Below are 24,965 nucleotides of genomic sequence, written 5' to 3' on the forward strand. Positions count from 1 at the left end.
GTGAGGAATATCCGATTTGTCGGTAACCTCGCGCCGAACCACCCACGGTCGGCCCGACGGGGGAGCGGGTCAGCTCGGGCGGTTGCGCTCCCACACCAGGCGCAAGCCGATCAGGGTCAGCCAGGGCTCGTGGACGTCGATCGTGGTGGCCTCGCCGAGGACCAGGGGGGCGAGGCCGCCGGTGGCGATCACCTGGACGTCGTCCGGGTCCTTGGCGAGCTCCCGGGCCATCCGGTCGACCAGACCGTCGACCTGGCCGGCGAAGCCGTAGAGGATGCCGGACTGCATGCCCTCCACGGTGTTCTTGCCGATCACGTTGCGCGGGCGGGCCAGCTCGATCTTGCGCAGCTGGGCGCCGCGGACGCCGAGCGCCTCGACGGAGATCTCGATGCCGGGGGCGATCGCGCCGCCGACGTAGTCGCCGCGGGCGTTGACCGCGTCGAAGGTGGTCGCGGTGCCGAAGTCGACCACGATGCACGGGCCGCCGTAGAGGTGGTTGGCGGCCAGCGCGTTGACGATCCGGTCGGCGCCGACCTCCTTGGGGTTGTCCATCAGGACGTGCACCCCGGTCTTCACGCCGGGCTCCACGATCACCGCGGGGACGTCGCCGTAGTAGCGGCGGGTCACCTCGCGGAGCTCGTGGAGCACGGCGGGAACGGACGAGCAGATCGCCAGGCCCTCCACCGCGGCCTCCCGGACCGCGGTGTGGCTGCCCATCAACCCCTGCAGCAGCACCGCCAGTTCATCGGCCGTGCGGCGCGGATCGGTGGAGATCCGCCAGTGTTCCACCACGTCCTCGCCGTCGAACAGGCCGAGTGTGGTCTGGGTGTTGCCGACGTCGATGGTGAGGAGCATGGGGCGCTTTCTGCGAGTCGGGACGAGTCTGCGTCTTGCCCTGACGGCTCAGGCGCGCAGGTCCAGGCCGATGTCCAGGATCGGCGAGGAGTGGGTGAGCGCGCCCACGGCCAGGTAGTCGACACCAGTCTGGGCGACCTCGCGCGCGTCGGCCAGGGTCAGTCCGCCGGAGGCCTCCAGCTTCGCCCGGCCGTCCACCAGCGCGACGGCCTCCTTCAGCTGGTCGACGGTGAAGTTGTCCAGCAGGATCAGGTCCGCCCCGGCCTCCAGGACCGGCGCGATCTGCTCCACGGAGTCCACCTCGACCTCGACCGGCAGCTCCGGGTACGCGGCCCGGACGGCCCGAAAGGCCTCGGCCACGCCGCCGGCCGCGACCACGTGGTTGTCCTTCACCAGGGCGGCGTCGGACAGCGCCATCCGGTGGTTGGCGCCGCCGCCGCAGCGCACCGCGAACTTCTCCAGCGCGCGCAGGCCCGGGGTGGTCTTGCGGGTGTCCCGGACCACCGCGCCGGTGCCCTCCAGGGCGTCCGCCCAGGCGCGGGTCGCGGTGGCGATGCCGGACAGGTGGCAGAGCAGGTTGAGCGCGCTGCGCTCGGCCGTCAGCAGGTCACGGGTGCGGGAGCGGACCGAGAGCAGCACCTGGCCGGCCTCCACCCGGTCGCCGTCCTCGACGTGCCGCTCGACCTCGAACTCCTCCTCGCAGATCAGCGAGACGACCGCCTCGGCGACCCGCAGACCGGCCACCACGCCGGCCTGACGGGCGGTGAAGTCGGCGGTGGCGACGGCGTCGGCGGGCACGGTGGCCACCGAGGTGACGTCCTCGCCGCCCGCCAGGTCCTCGGCCAGCGCCAGGGTGGCGATGTCCTCGACCTCGACCGGGTCCAGCCCGGCCTGCTCCAGCAGCTCGGCCAGCTGCGGGTCCAGGCCGGTCTCGTAGCCCTCGCCGTCCCCGCAGGCGCAGCCGTCGCCGCAGCCGCCCTGGTCGGCCAGGGGGAGTTCGTCGTGGGAGTGCGTCATGGTTCTACTGCTCCTCGGGAGTGCTGACGGGGTCGCCGGAGGCGGCGAGGGTGGTGATCAGGTGGCGCCGCCAGTGGGCGTCGTCCCGCTCGGGGAAGTCCTCGCGCCAGTGGCAGCCGCGGGTCTCCTCGCGCTGCGCGGCGGCCGCGACCAGCGCGGAGGCTACCAGCAGCAGGTTGGCGGCCTCCCAGGTCTCCACCCGGGGGTCGGCCGGCTTCTCCTCGGCGACGTGCGCGAACGCCTGCTCGGCGATCAGGGCCAGCCCGGCCGCGGTGTCGGCCATCGAGGCGGCCGAGCGCAGGATGCCCGCGCCGCGCGACATCAGCCGCTGGATCTCGGCCCGGGCCTCGGAGGGCGGCAGCGGCACCGGCCGTGCGGCCCGCGCCGCGGCGACGTCCACCGGGCGCTCGGGCAGCTCGCCGGCCGCGTGCAGCTGCGCCAGGTCGGCGGCGATCCGCTCGGCGAAGACCAAACCCTCCAGCAGCGAGTTGGAGGCCAGCCGGTTGGCGCCGTGCACGCCGGTGCAGGCGACCTCGCCGCAGGCGTACAGGCCGGGGACGCTGGTGCGCCCGTGCCGGTCGGTGCGGACACCGCCGGAGGCGAAGTGCGCGGCCGGGGCGATCGGGATCGGCTCGGTGACCGGGTCGATGCCGTGGGCGCGGCAGAAGGCGAGGATGGTCGGGAAGCGGTGCTCCCACATCTCGGCGCCGAAGTGCCGCCCGTCCAGGTACATGTGCTCGGCGCCCTGTTCCTGCATGCGCCGGGTGATGGCCTTGGCGACGATGTCGCGCGGGGCCAGTTCGGCCAGCTCGTGCTGCCCGACCATGAAGCGCACGCCGTCCGCGTCGACCAGGTGGGCGCCCTCGCCGCGGACCGCCTCGGACACCAGCGGCTGCTGGCCCTCGGCCTCCGGGCCCAGCCAGAGCACGGTGGGGTGGAACTGGACGAACTCCAGGTCGGCGACGGCGGCGCCGGCCCGCAGGGCCAGGGCCACGCCGTCGCCGGTGGAGACCGCCGGGTTGGTGGTGGCGGAGAAGACCTGGCCCATGCCGCCGGTGGCGAGCACCACCGCGCGGGCCCGGACGGCGCCGACGCCGTCGCGCTGGCCCTCGCCCATCACGTGCAGGGTCAGGCCGGCGGCGTGGCCCGCCGCGTCGGTCAGCAGGTCGAGGACGAGCGCGTGCTCGATCAGCTCGATGTCCGGGTCGGTGCGGACGGCGGCGACCAGGGCGCGCGAGATCTCGGCGCCGGTCGCGTCCCCGCCCGCGTGGACGATCCGGCGGCGGTGGTGGCCGCCCTCGCGGGTCAGCAGGATCTCGCCGTCCTCGCCCCGGTCGAACAGGGCGCCGGTGGCGATCAGCCGGCGGACGGCGTCCGGGCCCTCGGTGACCAGGGTGCGGACGGCCTCCTCGTCGCAGACGCCGGCGCCGGCCACCAGGGTGTCGTCCAGGTGCTGCTCGGGGGTGTCCCCCTCACCCAGGGCGGCCGCGACGCCGCCCTGGGCCCAGCGGGTCGAGCCCTCGTCCAGCATCGCCTTGGTGACCACCATGGCCCGCAGGCCGGCCTTGCGGACGTTGAGCGCGACGGTGAGGCCGGCGACCCCGGAACCGACCACGACCACGTCGGTGGTGGCGGTCCAGCCGGGGGCCGGCGCGGTGAGGCGATGGGTGACGGACATGGCTCAGTGGCTCCTTCAGCGCGTGGCCGGGGTGGCCGCGCCGTCGCCACCGTACGCGCCCCCGGCCTGGCGGCCGGGAGGTGCCCCCACGTCACCGCGGAGCAGTCCGGTGCCCTCCGGGGCGTCGGCCGGGTCGCCGCCCAGGCCGGTGATCCGGTTCCGCTCGTCCACGAAGACGACCTTCGGCTCGTAGCCCTTGGCCTCGGCCGTGTCCATCTGCCCGTAGGCGATGAGTATGACCAGGTCGCCCGGGTGGACCAGACGGGCGGCGGCTCCGTTGATGCCGATCACGCCGGTGCCGCGCGGGCCGGCGATGGTGTACGTCTCCAGCCGGGCGCCGTTGTTGATGTCGACGATGTGGACCAGCTCGCCGGGGAGCAGGTCGGCGGCGTCGAGCAGGTCCTCGTCCACCGTGACGGAACCGACGTAGTGCAGGTCGGCCTGGGTCACGGTGGCCCGGTGGATCTTGGACTTGAGCATGGTGCGGAGCATTGCGGGTCACGCCTCCTGTGAGTGCATGCCTGAAGGGGGTCTGGCTACCGGTTCGGCGAACCTTCGGCGGACTTTCAGCGAACGATGATGCGGACGTTGTCGATCAGGCGGGTCGAGCCCACCCTCGCGGCGACGGCCAGCACCGCCTCGCCCTGGAAGTCGTCCGCCGCCTCGGTGAAGTCGTGCGGGTCGATCAGGGCGAGGTAGTCCAGGGTGACACCCTCGGCGCCGTCCAGGACGGCCGAGGCGGCCTCGCGCACCGCCTTCGGGCCCTGCGCGGCGGCGTCGCGGCCGGCGAACAGGGCCTTGGACAGGACGAGGGCCCGGGTGCGCTCCTCCTCCGAGAGGTAGCGGTTGCGCGAGGACAGCGCCAGGCCGTCCTCCTCGCGCACGGTCGGCACGCCGACGATCTCGACGTCGAAGTCCAGGTCGGCGACCATCCGCTGGATGACCGCCAGCTGCTGGGCGTCCTTCTCGCCGAAGAAGGCGAAGTCCGGGTCGGTGATGTGCAGCAGCTTGGCGACCACGGTCAGCACGCCGTCGAAGTGCCCCGGGCGGGTGGCGCCCTCGAAGCGCTCGCCCATCGGGCCGGCCGCCAGGCGCACCTGCGGCTCGCCGTTCGGGTACACCTCCTCGACGGACGGCGCGAAGACCACGTCGGCGCCGTTCTCCTCGGCCAGCTTCACGTCCTCGTCGAGGCTGCGCGGGTAGCGCTCCAGGTCCTCGCCGGCGCCGAACTGCAGCGGGTTGACGAAGACCGTCACCGCGACCCGGCCCTCCCGGCCGACCTGCTTGCGGGCGGCCCGGATCAGCGCGGCGTGGCCCTCGTGCAGCGCGCCCATGGTCATCACGACGGCGTTGTCCACCGGCTGCTCGTCCGGCCAGAACGCGGCCTCGAAGTCGTCCACGGTGCGGGTGACGACGGCCCGGTGGACCTTCGGCGTCCGCTGGGGCTTGTTCGGCTGCTTGCCGCGTGCCATCAGTGATTCTCCTCGTTCAGTACGTCCAGCAGCGCCGCCGCCGACGCTTCGTCGATCGTCCCGTTGGCCAGCGCCCGCTGCGCGGTGGCGCGGGACATCGCGCGGTAGGCCGCCGGGATGTCGGGGGACACCGTACTGAGCTGCGCCAGGTGGCGCCGTACGGTGCCCGCGTCGCCCCGGGCGACCGGGCCGGTCAGGGCCGCGTCGCCGGAGCGCAGGGTGTTGTCCAGGGCCGCGCCCAGCAGCGGGCCGAGCAGCCGCCCGGGCTCGGCGACGCCGGCCGTGCGCAGCAGCTCCATCGCCTGGGCGACCAGGGTGACCAGGTGGTTCGCACCGTGCGCGAGGGCGGTGTGGTAGAGCGGGCGGACCTCCTCGGGCACCCACTCGGGCTCGCCGCCCATCTCCACCACCAGCGCCTCGGCGACCGGCCGCAGCTCCTCGGGGGCGGTCACGCCGAACGGGCAGCCGGCCAGCCGGGCCAGGTCCACCGAGGTGCCGGTGAAGGTCATCGCCGGGTGCAGGGCCAGCGGCAGCGCCCCGGCCCGGGTGGCGGGCTCCAGCACGGCGACGCCGTGGGCGCCGGAGGTGTGCACGACCAGCTGCCCGGGCCGGACGGCGCCGGTGGCGGCCAGCCCGGCCACCAGGTCGGCCAGCGCGTCGTCGGGGACGGTCAGCAGGACCAGGTCGGCGGCGGCCAGCACCTGCGGCGGGGTGACGATCCGCACCCCCGGCAGCAGCGCCTCGGCGCGGCGGCGGGAGACGGCGGACACCCCGGAGGCGGCGACCACGGTGTGCCCGGCGAGCTGCAGCGCGGCGCCCAGCGCGGGGCCGACCCGGCCGGTGCCCACCACGCCGACGGCGAGCCGGGCCGGGCGGTTGCCGGGATCGCCGGGGTCGCCGAGGCCGTCGGCGAGCGGGGCGAGGTCGCCGAAGTCCGCGAAATCGGAAGGACTCAACCTTTGTCCCTGATCATCCGTTCCAGTCCACCTGCGGGTACCGGACGTACCGCCCCAGTGTACGGGCGCGTCAGTCGGTCGCCCCGGCCCGGAGAGGGTCCGTGGCCCCGGCCGGGAGACGTCAGTCGGTCGTCCCGGCCCGGATCAGCCCGGCCTCGTACGCCAGCACCACGGCCTGGACCCGGTCGCGCAGGCTGAGCTTGGCCAGGATCCGGCCGACGTGGGTCTTCACGGTCGCTTCGGAGAGCACCAGCCGGGCCGCGATCTCGCCGTTCGACAGGCCCTGGGCGACCAGCAGGAACACCTCCCGCTCGCGCTCGGTCAGCGGGTCGAGGACGTTCGAACCGGGCGCGCTCTGCGGGGTGGGCAGCACCTCGGCGAAGCGGTCGATCATCCGGCGGGTGGTGGTCGGGGCGACCACCGCGTCCCCGCCGTGCACCGCGCGGATCGCGGCCACCAGCTCGGTCGGCGGGACGTCCTTGAGCAGGAAGCCGCTGGCACCGGCCTTGAGCGCGGCGAAGGCGTACTCGTCCAGGTCGAAGGTGGTGAGGATGAGCACGTGCGGGGCGCCCGGCAGCGGGCTGCCGTCCTCGGCCAGGCAGATCCGCCGCGTCGCCTGCACGCCGTCCAGGCGCGGCATCCGGACGTCCATCAGGATCACGTCCACCTCGGTGTGCCGCAGCCGCTCCAGGGCCTGCGCGCCGTCGCCCGCCTCGGCGGCGATCTCGATGTCGCCCTGTGACTGCAGGATCATCCGGAAGCCGGTGCGCAGCAGTTCCTGGTCGTCGACGAGCATCACGCGGATGGTCAAGGTGGCTCCTAAGGGGGCGGAAGTGCGCGGAGGGTCAGTGTGCGGCCTTGAGCGGCAGGACGGCGCGGATCCGGAAGCCGCCGCCGGGGCGGGGGCCCACGTCCAGGCGTCCGCTGACCATGCCGACCCGCTCGCGCATGCCGATCAGGCCGTGGCCCAGGCCGTCCGTGCCGCCGGCGGCCAGCTGCTCGTCGGTGCTGCCCCGCCCGTCGTCCTCCACCAGGACGGCCAGCTCGCGCTCGCCGAAGTCGACCGCGACCCGGGCGTGCACGTCCGGGCCGCCGTGCTTGCGGACGTTGGTGAGCGCCTCCTGGACGATCCGGTAGACGGTCAGCTCGACGCCGCGCGGCAGCTCGCGCGGGTGCCCGGAGGTCGCGTAGTCCACCTGCAGCCCCGCCGTGCGGACCTGCTCCAGCAGCTCCGGCAGCTCCTCGACGCCCGGCTGCGGCACGTACTCCTCGACGGTGGTGTCGGAGGTGCGCAGCACACCGAGCAGGCGGCGCATCTCGACCAGCGCCTGGCGGCCGGTGGAGGCGATCGTGCCGAGCGCCTCCTTCGCCTGCTGCGGGGAGTTGTCGAGCACGTACGCGGCGCCGTCGGCCTGGACGATCATCACCGAGACGTTGTGCGCGACCACGTCGTGCAGTTCGCGGGCGATCCGGGCCCGCTCGGCGGCGACCGCGACCTTCGCCTGGGCGTCCCGCTCGCGCTCCAGCCGGGCCGCGCGGTCCTCCAGCTCGGTCAGGTAGGCGCGGCGCACCCTGGTCAGCCGGCCCCAGGCCCAGCAGAGGATGAACGGCGTGCTCATCAGCAGCATGAGCGCCGCCGCCTCGCCGATGCCGTACCCGCGGGAGACGTAGTGGTCGCCGCTCTCGCGGACCGTCTTCATCGGGTGCAGCTGCCAGAACACCAGCGGCCCGGCGGCCAGCCCGGCGGTCAGCGCCAGCCGGGAGGTCCACTTCTGGCCGAAGGCGGCGCCGGTGTAGGCGAACACCAGGTAGGCGATCGAGGAGCCGGCCGGTTCGATGTCGGCGAGCACCTGGCTGACGCCCAGGCCGACGGCGGCGGCCACGGTGACGTCGGGGTGGCGGCGCCGGAAGACCATCAGCGCGGGCAGCAGCAGCGCGACCAGGACGCCCGCGTTGAACTGCCAGTCGTCGTCGGGGAAGCTCTGGTTCGGCAGCAGGCCGAGGAACAGCACCATCGCCGCCCAGGCGGCGTCGACCACCATGGGGTGACGGCGGAGCCAGGCGTTGAGTCGATGCACGTGTCCAGCGTAGGCAGTCGCTCCGCGTGTCCAGGTCCGCCGGTAGGGCGATCCGTTCTACTCCGTAGGTCGGAGAAGCCCCGGCCCCGATGGGGAGGGTCGGCTCGTTCCGAGGAGAGGGCCGACCGGCTCCGAGGGGGTCGGCCGGTTCCGGGGGGAGGGTCCGCCGTTTCCGGTGCCCGCCGCCCGGTAGCGTCGGGCCCCATGACTTGGATGCGGTGGGCGCCCGCCATGGAACAGGCCCTGTACGACCCCGACCGGGGCTTCTACCGCCGCCCGGAGGGCCCCGCCGGCCACTTCCGCACCTCCGTGCACGCCTCCCCCGGGTTCGCCCGTGCGGTGGCCCGGCTGCTGCTGGAGGTTGACGAATCCCTCGGTCGCCCGGAGGAGCTGGCCCTGGTCGACGTCGGGGCCGGGCGGGGGGAACTGCTCACCGGCGTCCTCGCCGAGCTGCCCGACCGGGTGCTGGCGCGGCTGCGCCCGTACGGCGTGGAGATCGCCGACCGGCCGGCCGCACTGCCGTCCACAGTCCTGTGGACGGACGAACTGCCGCGCGGCCTGACCGGGCTGCTGTTCGCCAACGAATGGCTGGACAACGTGCCGCTGGACGCCGGCGAGGTCGACGAGGACGGGGTGCTGCGCTACGTCGAGGTGGACACCGCGACCGGCCGGCAGCGCCTCGGTGGACCGGTCTCGGCGGCCGACGCGGCCTGGGCCGAACGCTGGTGGCCGGTCGCGGAGCCCGGGGAAGCGGTCGAGTTCGGCGGCCCCCGGGACGCCGCCTGGGCCCGGGCCGTCGCCGGGCTGGAACGCGGCCTGGCCGTCGCCGTCGACTACGGGCACACCGCCGGCCGCCGGCCCCCCTTCGGCACGTACACCGGCTTCCGGGACGGCCGTGAAGTCCCCCCGGTGCCGGACGGCACCTGCGACGTCACCGCGCACGTCGCGCTGGACTCCGCCGCCGTCCCCGGTCTCCACAGCCTGTGGACGACCCAGCGGGAGGCGCTGCGCGCGCTCGGCGTGACCGGCGGGCGACCGCCGCTCACCCTCGCCTCCTCCGACCCGGCGGGCTACCTGCGGGCGCTGAGCGGCGCCGGCGAGGCCGCCGAACTGACCGACCCGAGCGGGCTGGGCGGCTTCGGCTGGCTCGTGCAGAGCGTCCGCATGCCGGTACCGGACAGCCTGGAACGGCTGCCGGGATGGCAGACTCTGGGGTCATGAGGGAGACCACGGTCGGCATCGGGGCAGGGGCCGAGAACTTCACCGGCGAGGCGGGCACCACCGACATGGTGCTCAACATCGGCCCGCAGCACCCGGCCACCCACGGTGTACTGCGGCTTCGCCTGCTGCTCGACGGCGAGCGCATCATCACCGCCGAGCCGGTGATCGGCTACATGCACCGGGGCGCGGAGAAGCTGTTCGAGGCCCGTGACTACCGGCAGATCATCATGCTGGCCAACCGGCACGACTGGCTCTCCGCCTTCTCCAACGAACTCGGCGTCGTCCTCGCCGTCGAGCGCATGCTCGGCATGGAGGTCCCCGAGCGGGCCGTGTGGATCCGCACCCTGCTCGCCGAACTCAACCGGGTGCTCAACCACCTGATGTTCCTCGGCTCGTACCCGCTCGAACTCGGCGGCATCACCCCGGTCTTCCACGCCTTCAACGGCCGCGAAGACCTCCAGCACGTCCTGGAGGAAGCCTCCGGCGGCCGGATGCACTACATGTTCAACCGGGTCGGCGGCCTCAAGGAGGACCTGCCGGCCGGCTGGCTCGGCCGGGTCCGCACCGCCGTCGCCACCGTCCGCGGGCAACTGCCCGTCTTCGAGGACCTCGTCCTCGGCAACGAGATCTTCCGCGCCCGCACCGCCGGCGTCGGCGTCCTCACCCGCGCCCAGGCCGAGGCGTACGGCGTCAGCGGCCCCATCGCCCGGGCCAGCGGCCTCGACCTCGACCTGCGCCGCGACGAGCCCTACCTCGCGTACGGCTCCGACGAACTGCGGCAGGTCCTCACCGTCGTCACCCGCGAGGAGGGCGACTGCCTCGCCCGCTTCGAATGCCTGCTGGAGCAGACGGCCAACTCGCTCGACCTCGCCGACGCCTGCCTCGACAAGCTCGCCACCCTGCCGCCCGGGCCCGTCAACCAGCGGCTGCCCAAGGTGCTCAAGGCACCCGAGGGCAGCACCTACGCCTGGACCGAGAACCCGCTCGGGATCAACGGGTACTACCTGGTCTCGCGCGGCGACAAGACGCCCTGGCGGCTCAAGCTGCGCTCGGCGTCCTACAACAACGTGCAGGCGCTGACCGAGCTGCTGCCGGGGACGCTGGTCGCGGACATGGTGGCGATCCTGGGGTCGATGTTCTTCGTGGTGGGGGACATCGACAAGTAGGGCGGGGCTCCGGGGAGGGCGGCAGTCCGGGGGAGGTCGGGGCCGCTCAGCTCTTCTTGTGGGCCTTGGGCTTCTTGGCCGGGTCCGTCTTGTCGGCCGGGTTCGTCTTCTTGGCCGGGTTCGTCTTCTTGGCGGGGTCGGCCTTCTTGGCGGGGTCGGCCGGGTGCGGGGCCACCTTGCGGTCGCCCTTGGTGGCGATCCGCTCCTCGCAGAGCCGGGCCAGTACGTCGTACGCCGCCTTGCCCATCAGCTCGGTGAGCTCGGGGCGGTAGCTGACGTACACCGGCTCGGCGCCCTGGTGGGCCGCCGGGGCGCCGGTGCACCACCAGTGCAGGTCGTGGCCGCCCGGGCCCCAGCCGCGGCGGTCGTACTCGCCGATCGAGACCTGCAGGTAGCGGGTGTCGTCCGGGCGGTCGATCCAGTCGTAGGTACGGCGGATCGGCAGCTGCCAGCAGACGTCCGGCTTGGTCTCCAGCGGCTCGCGGCCCTCCTTGAGGGCGAGCGCGTGCAGGGCGCAGCCGGCGCCGCCGGCGAAACCGGGGCTGTTCACGAAGATGCAGGCGCCGTTGACCCGGCGGGTCTGGCGATCGCCGTCCTCGTCCAGCATGGTGATGCCGCGGGCGGGAGCGGCCTTGCCGGGGGTGCCGTTTCCGGAGGTGCCTTCGCCGGAGGTGGCGACGTCGGAGATGATCCGGCCCTTGGCGTCGGTGCCCTCCGCGAAGTTCTCCCACAGCTCGGGCGTCAGCCGCGCCGCGTGCCCCACGACGCGCTTCTCGTCGTCCTCGTCCGAGTAGTGCGCGCCCAGCGTGCAGCAGCCGTCCGACTCGCCCCGGCCCTCACGGATGCCGTGGCAGCCCTGGCCGAAGACGCAGGACCAGCGGGAGGTCAGCCAGGTGAGGTCGCAGCGGAAGACCTGCTCCTCGTCGGCGGGGTCGGCGAACTCGACCCAGGCGCGCGGGAAGTCGAGCGGGACCTCGTCGCGCGGGATCTCGCGGCGCAGGGTCGGCATCGCGAGGTCGACGGGGGCGGGGGAGGCCTCGGGCTTCGCCTTGGCCTTCTTCTTGGACGTTTCAGCTGGTGCCACCCGGCAAGGGTAGAGCTTTCGCGGGGGTGATGGCGGGGCTGTGGTGTGTGGCGGGGGTGCGTGTGGTGCTGGGGGTGGTGCTCGACGTGGAGATCGGTCTCGGCCTCGGGCTCGGCGTCGGGTACGGTGCGGCGCTCGGTGTCGGGCTCGGCGTCGGGTACGGTGCGGCGCTCGGTGTCGGGCTCGGTGCGGGTGAAGGCGGGGTGAAGAGGTCCGTCGGGCGCTGCGGGCGGGCCCCGGAGCGTGCCTAGGATGGCGGCCGGTCCGCTACGGGAGGTACGGGGATGGCAGGCGGCAGCACCGGGGCGTCCGACCGCGCGAGTGGGACGTTCGTCCTCAAGCCGTGGGAACTGCACGGCGAGGGGCGGGAGTTCGAGAAGCTCGGGGGCGAGCTGGCGAAGGCCGTCACCGCCCTGGAGCAGGATCTCACCGCGCTCGGCGCCCCCTGGGGCGCGGACCAGCCGGGCAGTGGCTTCGCCGCCGCGTACGGTCCGGCGTACGGCGAACTCGTCGGCGGGCTGCGGGGGTTGGCCGGGCGGGTCGGGAAGGTCGGGGCCGGGCTGCACGCGATGGCCGAGCGCACGACGGACGCGGACAGCTCGGCGGCGACCGGGTTCGGGGCCGGGGCTGGGCCTGAATCGGGGCCGGGGCCGGGGCCGGGGGCAACCCCGGGGGCGGCGACCGTCGTCCCCAAGGACATGTCGGTCTGACGGACCCGGCTCGAAGGGGGAAGGCGCGTGTCCCGGAAACTGCCCGAGGAACTGGTCCCGGTGCTGGCCAGGACCGGCCACCAGTGGCCGCAGGCCGACGAGGAGGGCCTGCGCAAGGCCGCCGGGGTCTGGCGCGAGTTCGGCACGGAGGCCGACCGCCTCACCCGCCGCTGCGGCGAATCCGTCCACCGCGTCACCGCCGACAACTCCGGGCACGCGGTCGAGGCCTTCGGTGCGTACTGGCAGGCCTTCAGCGGGGGCGGCAAGGGGCACCTGGACGACACGCACACCGCGGTCGGGCTGGTCGCCGGGGCCTTCGACACGGCCGCGCGGGCCGTGGACACCTGCAAGGCCGAGATCGTCGCGACGCTGCAGCAGCTTGCCGCCGACCTCCGGCAGGCCGAGGAGCAGGCCGCCAAGGCCAAGGAGGCGGCGGGCAAGGTCGCCGACCGGGTGGCGGCGGAGGACGGTGGCTCGGGTTCGGGTTCGGGTTCGGGCTCGGGAGCCGGGTCGGGAGCGGGTGCGGGTTCGGGCTCGGGAGCCGGTTCGGGGCCGAGTGGGGTGGTCGGTGGGCTGGAGAAGGCCGTCGGCGGCCTCGCGGCCGAGGTGAAGAACGCCGCCACCGCGCAGGTCGCCGAAGGCGTGGCGGCCGTCGCCGTCGAGGCCGCCGCGCTGAAGATCGGCGGGCTGCTCGCCGAACTCGGCCGCAGCATGAAGGACGCCCTCGCCACCGCGCTCAAGGAGCCGGCCGCCGTCGCCCTGCTCCGGCTCGGCACCGCGCCGGGGACGGGCATCACCACCGCCTCGTACCGCACCGGCGCCTTCGACCCGACCGCCGCCGGACTGCCCGCCGCCCTCCGCGAACCGGGTGTGCTCGGCGCGGACGGCGCCGGGCTGGTGCTGCTCACGGGGAAGGACGGCAAGCCGCTGGTCGGCGTGCCCGGGCTCACCGTCAAGCTCGACGAGCACGGGCAGCCCGTCCTCGGCCAGGACGGCCGGCCGGTCATCCTCCGTGCCGACGGCAGCCAGGTGGCCGACGCGTCCGGACTGCTGGTCGTGCCGGGGCCGGACGGCAAACCGGTCGTGGGGGTGGCCGACCTCGCCGTCCGGCTGGACGAGCACGGGCAGCCGGTGCTCACCGGCTCGGACGGCAGGGATCTCCGCGGACTGCCGCTCGCCGGGCTGCCGGCGGGTGACGGGCCGGCCGGCGGGCGAGCGGCCGGTGCCGAGGGCGCCCCGGGGAAGCAGGACCCGACGGGGCCCGGCGGGCTGACCGTGGCCTCGGCCGTCGTGGCGGACCCGGGTTCGGTCGTGGGCGGGGTTGCGGGTGGGGCGGACACCGTCGGCGCGGTGCCCTCGGGGTCCTCGTACGCGACCGGGGGCTGGCAGGGGCAACACCGGGCGGCGGCCGGTGGCGACTGGACACCGCCGTCGCGGGACGACGGGGCGTCCGCGCGGTCCGTCGCCGCGCCGGTTCGCCAGGGCGGTGGGTCGGCGGGCTGGTCGGACGGGGACTACCCGCTCCAGGCGCCTGCGGCCCCGGCCCCGGCCCCGGCGCACGGCGGGGGTGGCGGCGGGGGCGGTACGCCGGTGACCCTACGGACGGACTCGGTGACCGCGCCTGCACCCGCCGCGCCGTCCGTGTCATCCGGCCCTGCCGCCGGCTCCTGGTCCAACGGCTCCTGGTCCAACGGCTCCTCGTACGGGCCCGGGCCGGATGTGCTGGTGGTCCGGCCGGTTGGGACGCCGGTGTACGGGGGCGGGTACCCGGCGGTCGGCACGGTCGGCACCGTCGGCGCCGTCGGACCCGGCCCGCTCGCGGTCGGGGGCGTGGGGGGCGTCGTGGGCGGCGGGGCCGCGCACGGTGCGGCGCCGTTCGGCAGCGGTGTCGGGGCGGGCGCGCCCGGCGGCACCGTGGGCGGCGGCACCGTGGGCGGTGGTGTCGTCGGCGGTGGGTCGCAGCCCGGCGTCGAACCCAGGCCCGGGACGGCCGTACCCCGCACCCCGGCCGCTGCCGCGCCGCAGCCCGTCACCGGCCCGCCGTCCGCCCAGGCCGTACCGCCGGCACCGGCCGCACCGCCGATCGTCGGCACCACACCGGTGATCGGCCGACCCGAGCCGCACCCCGGGGACGCCCGACGCCGGGACACCGCCCCGACCGTCGCCGACCCCACCCTCGCCTGGGGCGCCGTCCCGGTCGCGACCGCGCACGCGATGGCCCTCCAACTCGCCCTGCGCGCCCGGCGCGGCGGCCACCCGGACGACCCGGGCGCCCGACTGCGCAGCATCACCGACAGCCGCCCGTACGGCCTGCCGGGTGGGCTCGCCCCGGTCGACCCGCAGCACCAGGCCGAACTCGAACGCCGCGCACCCCGCGACGAGGACGGTCTGCCCGCCCGGTACCCCGACCCGGCGGTCGGCGGCTGGACGGAGGCCGTCAACGACGGCGGCCACCGCGAACCGGGGCGGGCCAACAACAGCCTGGAGATCGCCCTGTCCGCCGTCGAGTGCTACGCCGGCCGCCCCACCTGCGCGGCCCCGCGCATCCCGACCGAGGGCGACGCCGGAGAACGCGGCGGCCGCGACCGAGCCGAACGCGAACTCGGCGCCCCCTTCCGCGACCTGGGCGACGGCGGCCAGGCCTTCGACCGCCTCGCCGACGACCTGCGCCGGGCCGGCCACGGCGCCCAGGCCGTCCTCCTCACCCGCGACAGCTTCGGCCGCCCCCACGCCTGGAACGCCGTCAACCACCAGGACACCGTCACCTACCTCGACCACCAACTCGCCCGCCGGAGCCCCACCCCCCTCCACCCCGCCACCCACGGCCTCTGGGCCATCGCCCTCACCCCCGAAGGCCACCCCCTCGACCTCGCCCCCACCGCCTGAACCCCTGGGGGCCGGGACCGCTGCGTAGGAAGTCGGCTGGGCCGACTTCCTACGCAGCGGCCGGAGGCGGTGGGGCCTGGGGAGAAATATGTAGACCGAGCTTCATATTCGTTCCCGCGCCAAGGCGAGACCCGCACGCGAAAAGTCGGCCCCGCCGACTTCCTGTGCGTGGTCCGGCTGGGCGTTCAGTGAATTATGTAGACCGACCGTCATATTCGGTTGGGGGGTGTGCACGAGAAGTCGGCTGGGTCGACTTCCTGTGCAGCTCATGGAGGGTCGGAGGCTTAGGGGAAATATGTAGACCGAGCGTCATATTCCTTCGGGGTGCCTGGGTGAGAGCGCGCACGAAAAGTCGGCCCGGCCGACTTCTTGCGCGTGGTTCGGTTGAGGTAACCGGCGAGTATGTAGACCGAGCGCCATATTTTCCTCCGTGGCCGGCCGTGAAGGGGTTCCTGCACGAAAAGTCGGCCCGGCCGACTTTCTGTGCTCGGAGGGATCGGGTGGCGCTTTGATGGATAGGTAGACCGGTCTACATATTCGGCCGGCCCTTGGGGGCCTGGTGGCGCGGAACAGGAAGTCGATGAGGCCGACTTCCTGTTCCGGCGAGTGGTGATGTAGACCGACCGCCATATTCCGCTGCGTGGGGGTGGGCAGGGGGTGCGCCTAGCGGGGGCGTAGGGTCGCGGCGCGGGTGGGGGCCGGGTGTCGGGGGTTGTGGACGGGGATGGGGTGGTCGGGTGATCTCGCGGGCGCAGGCGGTGGAGGCAGGGCACCGGTGGATCAACGGGGATTTGCCGCAGGGGGCCGGTGCGGCGCTGCGGCGGGTGGTCGCGCACGAGTTCGAGCTCGGCTGGGTCGTGTGGGCGGAGCCCCCGCCCGTGGAGGTGGATCCGCGGACGGGGGAGCGGCGGGCGCCCGAGGACGTGGGTGCGGCCTGTGCCGTGGTGGACCGGGAGAACGGGCGGTTCACCGTGTGGCCCTCCGCGCCGGTGGACGAAGTGGTAGGCCTGTACCGGGACTTCGTCGGTGCCGGCGGCTACGACCCGACCGTTCCCGCGGCGACCGGTCGGGGCGCCAGGGCCGAGCTGACGTACCGGGACGGTGCGGGCGAGCAGCGGTCGCTGGCGCTGCGCTCGGCGGCGGGTCTGCCGCACCCGGCGTTGCGCGGCTGGTGGTGGCTGCGTGAGCAGGGCGTCGCGGCCGAGGACGTGCTGGCCGTCCGGACCGACCTGCGCATGAGCGCTCTGCCCGGCGGCTACTGGGCCCACGCCCTGGCGGCCGAACTGCCGTACGCCCGGATCGACTTCGGCCTTCCCTACGGTCCGCGCTTCGACCATCGCGCCACCGCCGTACGGGCCCTGCCCGCACCGCCCGACGGGCCGGTCCGCAACCGCGTGCCCTTCCCCCGCCCGGCGCGCAGCGGCCCGTACGAACCCGACGCGGTGCCCGACGCGGTGCTCGCCGCGCGGCTCGTGGAGCGGTTCGGCCCGGCGGGCGTGCAGCGCTTCGACCCGGTGGACGTCGCCCAGGCCGAACTGCCCGGGGAGGCCGCCGCGTTGCTGCTGACGGTGGGCGTGCCGACGGCCGTGCCCGGGTTCTTCGCACTGCACCACCCCGGCCCCGGGGCGATCGCGGACGGCAGCCGCCCCGACACCGTGCTGCCGCCGCTGGCCGCGCACCTGGCCGCACTCGGCCGCGGCACCCGGGCGGCCGAGCGCGAGCGCCAGGCGCTCGCCGGCCTGTTGCTGCTGGGGACGGACGGTTGGGCGCTGATGGCGCTCGACACCGTGGAGGGCACGGTCCGGGCGGTGGACCCGGACTACGCGACCGCCCGCCACTGCAACGCGGACCTGCGGGCCTTCGTCCGCTGCCTGGAGGTCTTCGCCGGCTGGTGGCCGACCCTGCGCGGGCTCGGCCCGGTGGCCGCGGGCGAGGCCGTGGACACCTTGCAGCGGGCTCTCGCGGAGGTGGACGGAACGGTCTTCGCCGACCCCGAGAACTGGTGGGCCGTCATCGTGGAGCAGCTGTGGGACGGCCTGCTGTGACGGAACACCGGGGAACCTGAGGCCGTCGAGGGGCTGTCGGGTCCATCGCACGCCCCGGACACCGCGCACGCCCCGGAGGCGCCGGTGGTGATCGACCACCGTCCCACGCCGCGCAACGCCCCTGAGAACACCGTGGGCCTCCTTCGCGGCCGCCCTTGACCAGGGCACCGACTGGCTGGAGACCGACGTGCAGACCACCCGGCACGCCGACGGTCTGATCACCGGCCCCCGGGTCGGGCCTGCCGTCGGGCGGACGCCGACTGCCTGACGGAGCGCCGGGACGGCCCCCGCGCGGCCACTGGCGGCACGACCTGCGACGGGTGGCCGGACCAGCGCGAATACCGTCCCGACCCGCCTCGCCCCTACCCGGATCGCGTAGCGTGGAGAGTTATGCGACTCGGTGTGCTCGACGTAGGTTCCAACACGGTCCACTTCCTCGTGGTGGACGCCCATCCGGGCGCTGCCCCGCTGCCCGCGTACTCGCACAAGGCCGAACTGCGCCTGGCCGAGCTGCTGGACGAGGACGGCGCGATAAGCGGGCCCGGCGTCGAGCGACTGGTCGGCCACATCGCCTCCTCGCTGCGGGTCGCCGAGGACAAGGGCGTCGTCGACATCCTGCCGTTCGCCACCTCCGCCGTGCGCGAGGCCGCCAACGGCGAGGAGGTGCTGCGCCGGGTGGCCGCCGAGACGGGCGTCGAGCTGCGGGTGCTGTCCGGGCAGGACGAGGCGCGGCTCACCTTCCTCGCCGTCCGCCGCTGGTTCGGCTGGTCCTCGGGCCGGCTGCTCAACCTGGACATCGGCGGCGGCTCGCTGGAGATCGCCTGCGGCCTGGACGAGCAGCCGGACGTCGCCTGTTCGCTGCCGCTGGGCGCCGGGCGGCTGACCGCGCGCTGGCTGCCCGGGGACGTCGCCGACCCGGACGGGCTGCGCGAGCTGAGACGCCACATCCGGGCCGAGATGGCCACCGTGGTCGGCGAGATCTCGCGGCTCGGGCCGCCGCAGCACGCGGTCGCCACCTCCAAGACCTTCAAGCAGCTGGCCCGGATGACCGGCGCCGCCCCCGCCGACGCCGGCCCGTACGCCGACCGTCGGCTCACCCGCAGCGGGCTGGCCGCCTGGCTGCCACGGCTGTCCACGATGACCGTCGCCGAGCGCGCGCAGATCCCCGGCGTCTCCGAGGGCCGCGCCAAGCAGCTGCTGGCCGGCGCGCTGGTCGCCGACGCCGCGATGGACCTGTTCGGCCTGGACGAGTTGGACGTCTGCCCGTGGGCGCTGCGCGAGGGCATCATCCTGCGCCGCCTGGACGCCATGGACAGCCCCGCGGACCGGCGCCGACCGGCCCTCACCCCGTAGGACGAGGCCGAGGCGGCGCCGGGGCGGTACCGGGCGAGGCCGGGGCGGTGTCAGGACGGCGTCAGGACGGCGTCCCGTTCGGCCCGCGCTCCGCTTACGCTGTCTCCCGTGGTGCAACCAGCGGGCGAGGACGGAACGCGGGAGGGCCGCGCTCCCGGGGACGGGCAGCCGCGGTCGGACAGTCCGCGCCGCCGCCTCGGCAAGGCGGTCAAGGGCGCCACCGCCGCGCAGGCCGCCAAGGCCGCCAAGGCCGTCCAGGCGGCCCAGCGCACCGCGAAGAAGGCCTCGGCGAAGAAGGCCACCGCGAAGCAGACCCCCACGAAGCCCACCGCGAAGCAGACCCCCACGAAGCCCACCGCGAAGCAGACCCCCACGCAGCACACCACCACGCAGCACACCGCGAAGTCCACCACGAAGCAGAGCACCCCCACCAAGAACCCGGCGCCGAACCCCGCGACGGAACCAGCCGCGACCAAGCGCCCCGCCCCCCGCCGGGCCGCCGCCAAGGCCGCGCCCGCCGCGCCGAAGGAGACCCGCACCGCCCGGGCCGCCGGCGCGGCCAAGGCCGCCGTCCAGTCGGTCCGCTCGGTCAAGGCCGCCCGCCGGGAGGCCGCTCGCCCGCCGCTGCTGCGCACCACCGATCGCCTGGTGCTGCCCCCGCACCCGACCCTGCACATCCCCGACACCAAGGTGGTCCTGTCGACCGCCTCCGTGTACCCGGCGAGCACCGCGGTCGCCTTCGAGCTGGCCGCCAAGCTCGGCTACGACGGGGTGGAGGTGATGGTCTGGAACGACCCGGTCAGCCAGGACGTCGACGCCCTGCGCCGGCTCTCCGACGCCCACCGGATGCCGATCCTGGCCGTGCACGCGCCGTGTCTGCTGATCACCCAGCGGGTGTGGACCACCGACCCGTGGACCAAGCTGGTCCGGGCCCGGGCGGCGGCCGAGAAGCTCGGCGCGAGCGCCGTCGTCGTCCACCCGCCGTTCCGCTGGCAGCGCCAGTACGCCCGGGACTTCGTGGCGGGCATCAACCGGATGGCGGGCGAGACCGACGTCCGCTTCGCCGTCGAGAACATGTACCCGTGGCGCTACCGCGACCGCGAGGTGCTGGCGTACTCGCCCGGCTGGGACGTCACGGACGAGGAGTACCGGCACTTCACCATCGACCTGTCGCACGTCGCGACGTCCCGGATCGACACCTTCGCCATGGTCGAGCGGATGGGGGACCGGCTCGCCCACGTCCACCTGGCCGACGGCAGCGGCTCCGGCAAGGACGAGCACCTGATCCCGGGCCGCGGCAAGCAGCCCTGTGCCGAGCTGCTGGAACACCTCGCCCGCACCGGTTTCGACGGCCACGTGGTGCTGGAGGTCAACACCCGCCGGTCCGCGTCCCCCGCCGAACGCGAGGCCGATCTGGCCGAGGCCCTGGCCTTCACCCGCTTGCACCTCGCCACCGCCTCGCGCGTACGCTGAGCGCTGGCCCACCGGGGCGCCCGACCCACCGGGGCCGCCTGGCCCACGGGGGCGCGAACTTCCGTACGGAGGGGGAGCGGTGACGAACGACCGGCTTTTCAGCGAGCTCGGCAACTTCCGTGAACTGGCCCAGAGCTTCGGCGCGGTGGCCGCCGAGTACGACCGTGCCCGCCCGAGCTACCCGAACGAGCTGTTCGACGAGCTGGAGCGGCTGTGGGGCCGCGGTCTCAAGGGGGCCCGGGTCCTGGACGTCGGCGCCGGCACCGGCATCGCGACCCGGCTGCTGGCCGCCCGCGGCGCGGACGTGATCGCCGTCGAGCCGTACGCCGGGATGGCCGCCCAGTTCCTGGCCGCCTCCCCGTCGCTCCCGCTGGTCCGCGGCAACGGCGACGACCTGCCCTTCCACGACGGCTCCGCCGACCTGATCGGCTACGCCCAGGCCTTCCACTGGACCCGCCCCGAGCACTCCGTCCCGGAGGCGATCCGGGTGCTGCGGCCGGGCGGCGCGCTCGCCACCTGGTGGAACGTGCACGACGAGACCGTGCCCTGGGTCCGGGCCCGGGTCGAGCGGCTGACCGCGGCGCTGCCCGACCGCTACCACGGGTACGGCCGGATCACCGAGCACACCGGCCACTTCGCCCCGGCCGGGCTGGCGGTCGGGCGCGCCCGGCTGCGCTGGGAGCGGCGGGCCGGCGTCGAGCACGTGCTCACCGACCTCACCTCCCGCTCCTTCATGGCCTCGCTGACCCCCGAGGAGCGTGCCCCGATCCTGGCCGGCGAACGGGACGCCCTGCTCGCCGAGTTCCCGGACGGCGTCGTGGTCGAGCCCTTCACCCTGGACCTCACCGTGGCCGTCAAGCCCGGCTGACCCCCACAGCCTCGGAGGGCCCGCCCGCCTGACCGCATCGCGGACGGCCGGTCCGCCGCCTGGACGGCGGGCGTAGGCTCGTAGCCACAGCGGCCCCCGCACCCTCCCACCAGCGGGGCGCCCGCGAGAGCCCCGAAGGAGTGGAGCACAGTGCCCGAGCTGAGGTCCCGTACGGTCACCCACGGTCGCAACATGGCAGGCGCCCGGGCGCTTCTCCGGGCCGCCGGCGTAGCCCGCGAGGACTTCGGCAAGCCGATCATCGCGGTCGCCAACTCCTTCACCGAGTTCGTCCCCGGCCACACCCACCTCCAGCCGGTGGGCCGGATCGTCTCCGAGGCGATCAAGCAGGCGGGCGGCATCCCGCGCGAGTTCAACACCATCGCGGTGGACGACGGCATCGCGATGGGCCACGGCGGCATGCTCTACTCGCTGCCCTCGCGCGACCTGATCGCCGACTCGGTCGAGTACATGGTCAACGCGCACTGCGCCGACGCCCTGATCTGCATCTCCAACTGCGACAAGATCACCCCGGGCATGCTGATGGCCGCGCTGCGCCTGAACATCCCGACCGTCTTCGTCTCCGGCGGCCCGATGGAGGCCGGCAAGGCCACCCTGGTCGACGGCACCGTGCGCAAGCTGGACCTGGTCGACGCGATCTCCCAGGCCGTCAACGAGAACGTCTCCGACGAGGACATCGCGATCATCGAGGAGAACGCCTGCCCCACCTGCGGCTCGTGCTCCGGCATGTTCACCGCCAACTCGATGAACTGCCTCACCGAGGCGATCGGCCTCTCCCTGCCCGGCAACGGCTCGGTGCTCGCCACCCACACCGCCCGCCGGGCGCTGTACGAGAAGGCCGGACGGACCGTCGTCGAGATCACGAACCGCCACTACGGCCAGGACGACGCCTCCGTGCTGCCCCGGGCGATCGCCACCCGCGCCGCCTTCGAGAACGCGATGGCCCTGGACATCGCCATGGGCGGCTCGACCAACACCATCCTGCACCTGCTCGCCGCCGCCCAGGAGGCGGAGCTGGACTTCGACCAGCGGGCCATCGACGCGATCTCCCGCAAGGTGCCCTGCCTGTCCAAGGTCGCGCCCAACGGCTCGTACTACATGGAGGACGTCCACCGGGCCGGCGGCATCCCGGCCATCCTCGGCGAGCTGTACCGCGCCGGGCTGCTCAACGAGGACGTCCACACCGTGCACGCCGACTCGCTCGCCGAGTGGCTCAAGACCTGGGACGTGCGCGGCGGCTCGCCCTCCGCCGAGGCCGTCGAGCTGTGGCACGCCGCCCCCGGCTGCGTCCGCTCCGCCGAGGCCTTCTCGCAGTCCGAGCGCTGGGAGTCGCTGGACACCGACGGCGCCCGGGGCTGCATCCGCAGCGTCGAGCACGCCTACTCCGTCGAGGGCGGCCTGGCCGTGCTGTACGGCAACCTCGCCGAGGACGGCTGCATCGTGAAGACCGCCGGCGTGGACGAGTCGATCTGGACGTTCAGCGGCCCGGCCGTCGTGGTGGAGTCCCAGGAGGACGCCGTCGAGGCGATCCTGGCCAAGCGGGTCAAGGAGGGCGACGTCGTCGTCATCCGCTACGAGGGCCCCAAGGGCGGCCCGGGCATGCAGGAGATGCTCTACCCGACCTCCTTCCTCAAGGGCCGGGGCCTCGGCAAGGCCTGCGCACTGGTCACCGACGGCCGCTTCTCCGGCGGCACCTCGGGCCTGTCCATCGGCCACGCCTCCCCGGAGGCGGCCTCCGGCGGCACCATCGCGCTGGTCGAGGACGGCGACATCATCGCCATCGACATTCCCGGCCGGACGATCTCCCTGGAGGTCCCGGACGAGGTCCTCGCCGAGCGTCGGCGCGCCCTGGAGGCCTCGGGCGGCTACCGCCCGAAGAACCGCGACCGCCAGGTCAGCCAGGCGCTGCGGGCCTACGCCGCGATGGCCACCTCCGCCGACAAGGGCGCCGTCCGCGACGTGACCAAGCTCGGCTGAGCGGCGTCCCGCGCCCGGCCGAGGCCGGGCGGCGACGCCGATGAACGACGGAGGGGCCGTCCCGGCACACGGGACGGCCCCTCCGGCAGCTGCGGCGGCCGGGTGATAATCGACGGCGTGAGCGAGCAGCCCCCCACCCCCGCCCTCAAGCCCGACGGCGCCCCCAGGCCGGCCGGTGCTCCAGAGCCGGAGCCGATCCGCTGGTTCGGCACCAGCTGGCTGAACCGGGACGGCGGCTACTGGCTGCGCCGGGTCGCCGTGTCGGCCGGCGCCCTGGTCGCGACCGCCGCCGTGGTGCTGGTGCTCCGCTTCGGCGTCGAGGGCATCGCCCTCTCCGACCAGGGCACCTTCCTCAACGGGCTGCTGACCGCCGCCATCGCGGTCTGCTCGATGATGTCCGTCCGGCGCACCTGGAAGGTGCTCACCGAGGGCAAGGACCAGCTGACCGGCTGGATGGCCGAGGACAAGTCGCTCGGCGCGGTCTGGCTGATCGGCGGCGCCGGCTCCCTGCTCGCCTACTTCGCCCGCAGCCTGGTCGAGGCCCCCGGCGAGGCGGTCCACCGGGCCGCGTACGAGCGGGCGGTCGCCCAGTACGAGAAGCGCCAGTCGAGCCGCAGCGGCCGGCCCGACGCCAAGGCGCCGAGCCGGCCCAAGCGCAAGCGCTGACAAGCCGGGGCCGACCGATCGGCAGCAACGAGCCGCAACGAGCCGCAACGAGCCGCAACGAGCCGCAACGGGCCGGTCAGTTGCGGCTGATCGTGCCGCACTCCTCGGTCTGCTGGATGTCCTTGCTGCGGTCGTACGGGTCGATCGCCGGGCCGGTCGGCCGGGAGCCGGGGGTGTCCTGCTGCAGCGCCGCGAACTGGTCGAACTGCGGGTGGAAGTAGCCGTCGTAGACGTCGCACGCCGAGTTGGCGGGGTCGGTCTGGCTCTTGTCGTAGACGATCTTCTTCGGCTGGACCTGGTAGCGGGCCGGGTCGTAGAAGCGGAAGGTGTCCACCCGGCGCACGATCGTGCGGGTGGTCCAGGTGTCCCCGGCCACGTCGTCCGAGGGCGTCAGCAGACCCACCGGCCTGGCGGTGCCGCCGCCCTGCGCCGGGGCCGACTTCGTCGGCTGCGGGGCGCCCGGCGTCGGCTGGGGCGACACGGCCCGCTTGGCGGCGTCCGGGCCGGGGCGCAGCGCGTACACGAAGCTGAAGTCGGTGTGGATCAGGACGCCCTTGTCGCCGTCGCCCTCGTAGGTCATCCGGCCTTGGACCTTGACCGTGTCGCCCACCGGGATCGCGTCGCGCGGGTCGAAGCGGCTGAACCAGCTGGTCGGGTCGTTCTCCTTGGTCGGGTGGTCCAGCGCCGTCTTCGCACCGTCCTGGTCCTGCCGCTCCAGCAGGGCCAGGGCGGCGTCCGGCCGGCCGCCCCCGATGACCTTCGGGTCGAGGTTGGCGGCGATCAGGTAGTCCTTGACGGACTTCAGCTGGGCGGCGACCTGCTCGGCGGAGAAGACGCCGGTGGCCTGGGCCTCGGGGAGGACGAAGGCGTCGGCGCCGTTCGGCCAGCCCTCGGCGGGGGAGCCGGCCCAGGGGTGGTCGACGGTCGGCTGCTGCTCGTCGACCTTGGGCGGGGCGGTGGTCGGCTTGGCGGTCTCGGGGGCGACGGTGGGCACCGGCGTGTGGGCCGCGGAGGGGCCGCCGAGGTGGTCGGCGTACCAGGTGCGCAGCGCGCCGGTGTTCAGCGCCGCGAGCAGCACGGCGACGGTCAGGGCGACGTAGAGCGGCGTGCGCCATGCGAACCGGCGGCGGCGCGGGCGCGGGTTGCCCCAGGGATCGAGCGGCTGCGGCTTCGGCTTGCGGCCGAACCGGCGCTTGGGCGCGGGGCCGTCGTTGACCGAGCGGCGGCCGCCCGGGTCGACCGGCGGGGTGTGCTTCCACCGGGCGCTCAGCATGCGGGTGCGCCCGGCCTGTTCCTTGACGCTGGCGTTGCGGACGAACTCCTCGTCCAGGACGAGGTCGGCGAACGGGTCCTTCTCGCCCGTCCCGGACGGGTCGGACCCGCCCGGCTCGTCGCCCCTGGCGGGGCGCGGTTCCGGATCTTCGGCTATCGGCATCGCGCCA

Annotated in this window: 21 protein-coding genes; 11 read left to right on the forward strand and 10 right to left on the reverse strand. The window is 74.3% G+C overall.

Features of this window, described 5'->3' with window-relative positions; all coding sequences use genetic code 11:
* Positions 1–69 precede the first annotated feature (69 nt).
* From CRP52_RS18035 to CRP52_RS18070, 8 genes are all read right to left on the reverse strand, one after another.
* Positions 70–855 (reverse strand): type III pantothenate kinase, encoded by a 786-nt coding sequence (locus CRP52_RS18035; RefSeq protein ID WP_097237359.1) that lies wholly within the window; start codon positions 853–855, stop codon positions 70–72.
* 48 nt (positions 856–903) lie between these two features.
* Complete coding sequence (gene nadC / locus CRP52_RS18040) at positions 904–1,872, reverse strand: carboxylating nicotinate-nucleotide diphosphorylase (protein WP_097237360.1); 969 nt, start codon at positions 1,870–1,872, stop codon at positions 904–906.
* A 4-nt stretch (positions 1,873–1,876) separates the two neighbouring features.
* Positions 1,877–3,550: an L-aspartate oxidase gene (locus tag CRP52_RS18045; protein WP_097237361.1), complete on the reverse strand. Its 1,674-nt coding sequence runs from the start codon at positions 3,548–3,550 to the stop codon at positions 1,877–1,879.
* A gap of 15 nt (positions 3,551–3,565) precedes the next feature.
* Positions 3,566–4,042, reverse strand: coding sequence for an aspartate 1-decarboxylase (gene panD / locus CRP52_RS18050; protein ID WP_257032549.1), 477 nt, complete (start codon positions 4,040–4,042; stop codon positions 3,566–3,568).
* A 74-nt stretch (positions 4,043–4,116) separates the two neighbouring features.
* Positions 4,117–5,022 carry a pantoate--beta-alanine ligase gene (gene panC / locus CRP52_RS18055; protein ID WP_097237362.1) on the reverse strand — a complete coding sequence of 302 codons (906 nt, stop codon included), beginning with the start codon at positions 5,020–5,022 and terminating at the stop codon, positions 4,117–4,119.
* On the reverse strand, positions 5,022–5,978 hold the full coding sequence (locus tag CRP52_RS18060) for a Rossmann-like and DUF2520 domain-containing protein (RefSeq protein WP_097237363.1): 957 nt from the start codon (positions 5,976–5,978) through the stop codon (positions 5,022–5,024). The genes panC and CRP52_RS18060 overlap by 1 nt, the downstream gene beginning before the upstream one ends.
* Before the next feature lie 121 nt (positions 5,979–6,099).
* Positions 6,100–6,789, reverse strand: a complete 690-nt coding sequence (locus tag CRP52_RS18065; protein ID WP_097237364.1) for a response regulator — start codon at positions 6,787–6,789, stop codon at positions 6,100–6,102.
* A 34-nt stretch (positions 6,790–6,823) separates the two neighbouring features.
* Complete coding sequence (locus CRP52_RS18070; RefSeq protein ID WP_097237365.1) at positions 6,824–8,056, reverse strand: sensor histidine kinase; 1,233 nt, start codon at positions 8,054–8,056, stop codon at positions 6,824–6,826.
* Between the two features lie 204 nt (positions 8,057–8,260).
* Between CRP52_RS18070 and CRP52_RS18075 the strand changes: the two genes are divergently transcribed.
* Together CRP52_RS18075 and CRP52_RS18080 are read left to right on the forward strand one after the other, a co-directional pair.
* On the forward strand, positions 8,261–9,277 hold the full coding sequence (locus tag CRP52_RS18075; RefSeq protein WP_097237366.1) for an SAM-dependent methyltransferase: 1,017 nt from the start codon (positions 8,261–8,263) through the stop codon (positions 9,275–9,277).
* On the forward strand, positions 9,274–10,443 hold the full coding sequence (locus CRP52_RS18080; RefSeq protein ID WP_097237367.1) for an NADH-quinone oxidoreductase subunit D: 1,170 nt from the start codon (positions 9,274–9,276) through the stop codon (positions 10,441–10,443). Before CRP52_RS18075 ends, CRP52_RS18080 begins: the two co-directional genes overlap by 4 nt.
* Before the next feature lie 46 nt (positions 10,444–10,489).
* On the opposite strand, the gene CRP52_RS18085 is transcribed toward CRP52_RS18080, so the two are convergent.
* A complete protein-coding gene (locus CRP52_RS18085) occupies positions 10,490–11,452 on the reverse strand; it encodes a hypothetical protein (RefSeq protein ID WP_257033085.1) in 963 nt (320 codons plus the stop codon).
* Between the two features lie 131 nt (positions 11,453–11,583).
* Here CRP52_RS18085 and CRP52_RS37660 point away from each other — a divergent pair, with 131 nt between their 5' ends.
* The 9 genes from CRP52_RS37660 to CRP52_RS18130 all read left to right on the forward strand — a co-directional run bounded on the left by CRP52_RS37660 (position 11,584) and on the right by CRP52_RS18130 (position 23,523).
* Positions 11,584–11,778, forward strand: coding sequence for a hypothetical protein (locus tag CRP52_RS37660; RefSeq protein ID WP_143685775.1), 195 nt, complete (start codon positions 11,584–11,586; stop codon positions 11,776–11,778).
* Between the two features lie 33 nt (positions 11,779–11,811).
* Positions 11,812–12,237 carry a hypothetical protein gene (locus tag CRP52_RS18095; RefSeq protein WP_097237369.1) on the forward strand — a complete coding sequence of 142 codons (426 nt, stop codon included), beginning with the start codon at positions 11,812–11,814 and terminating at the stop codon, positions 12,235–12,237.
* Between the two features lie 27 nt (positions 12,238–12,264).
* Positions 12,265–15,123, forward strand: coding sequence for a toxin glutamine deamidase domain-containing protein (locus CRP52_RS18100; protein ID WP_097237370.1), 2,859 nt, complete (start codon positions 12,265–12,267; stop codon positions 15,121–15,123).
* A 791-nt stretch (positions 15,124–15,914) separates the two neighbouring features.
* Complete coding sequence (locus CRP52_RS37665; RefSeq protein WP_179852839.1) at positions 15,915–17,168, forward strand: SUKH-4 family immunity protein; 1,254 nt, start codon at positions 15,915–15,917, stop codon at positions 17,166–17,168.
* A gap of 390 nt (positions 17,169–17,558) precedes the next feature.
* Positions 17,559–18,521 (forward strand): Ppx/GppA phosphatase family protein, encoded by a 963-nt coding sequence (locus CRP52_RS18110; protein ID WP_097237371.1) that lies wholly within the window; start codon positions 17,559–17,561, stop codon positions 18,519–18,521.
* A 669-nt stretch (positions 18,522–19,190) separates the two neighbouring features.
* The gene (locus tag CRP52_RS18115) at positions 19,191–19,994 is read left to right on the forward strand and encodes a sugar phosphate isomerase/epimerase family protein (protein WP_097240156.1); all 804 of its coding nucleotides are present in this window, start codon (positions 19,191–19,193) and stop codon (positions 19,992–19,994) included.
* A gap of 79 nt (positions 19,995–20,073) precedes the next feature.
* Positions 20,074–20,862 carry a class I SAM-dependent methyltransferase gene (locus tag CRP52_RS18120; RefSeq protein ID WP_097237372.1) on the forward strand — a complete coding sequence of 263 codons (789 nt, stop codon included), beginning with the start codon at positions 20,074–20,076 and terminating at the stop codon, positions 20,860–20,862.
* 150 nt (positions 20,863–21,012) lie between these two features.
* Positions 21,013–22,857, forward strand: coding sequence for a dihydroxy-acid dehydratase (gene ilvD, locus CRP52_RS18125; RefSeq protein WP_097237373.1), 1,845 nt, complete (start codon positions 21,013–21,015; stop codon positions 22,855–22,857).
* A gap of 117 nt (positions 22,858–22,974) precedes the next feature.
* Entirely contained in the window at positions 22,975–23,523 is a 549-nt protein-coding gene (locus tag CRP52_RS18130; RefSeq protein WP_097237374.1) for a hypothetical protein, read from the forward strand.
* 76 nt (positions 23,524–23,599) lie between these two features.
* On the opposite strand, the gene CRP52_RS37670 is transcribed toward CRP52_RS18130, so the two are convergent.
* Complete coding sequence (locus CRP52_RS37670) at positions 23,600–24,958, reverse strand: SCO2583/SCO2584 N-terminal domain-containing protein (protein ID WP_097237375.1); 1,359 nt, start codon at positions 24,956–24,958, stop codon at positions 23,600–23,602.
* Positions 24,959–24,965: the final 7 nt, after the last annotated feature.

The organism is Streptomyces sp. 1331.2 (genome assembly GCF_900199205.1).
Taxonomy (GTDB): Bacteria; Actinomycetota; Actinomycetes; order Streptomycetales; family Streptomycetaceae; genus Kitasatospora.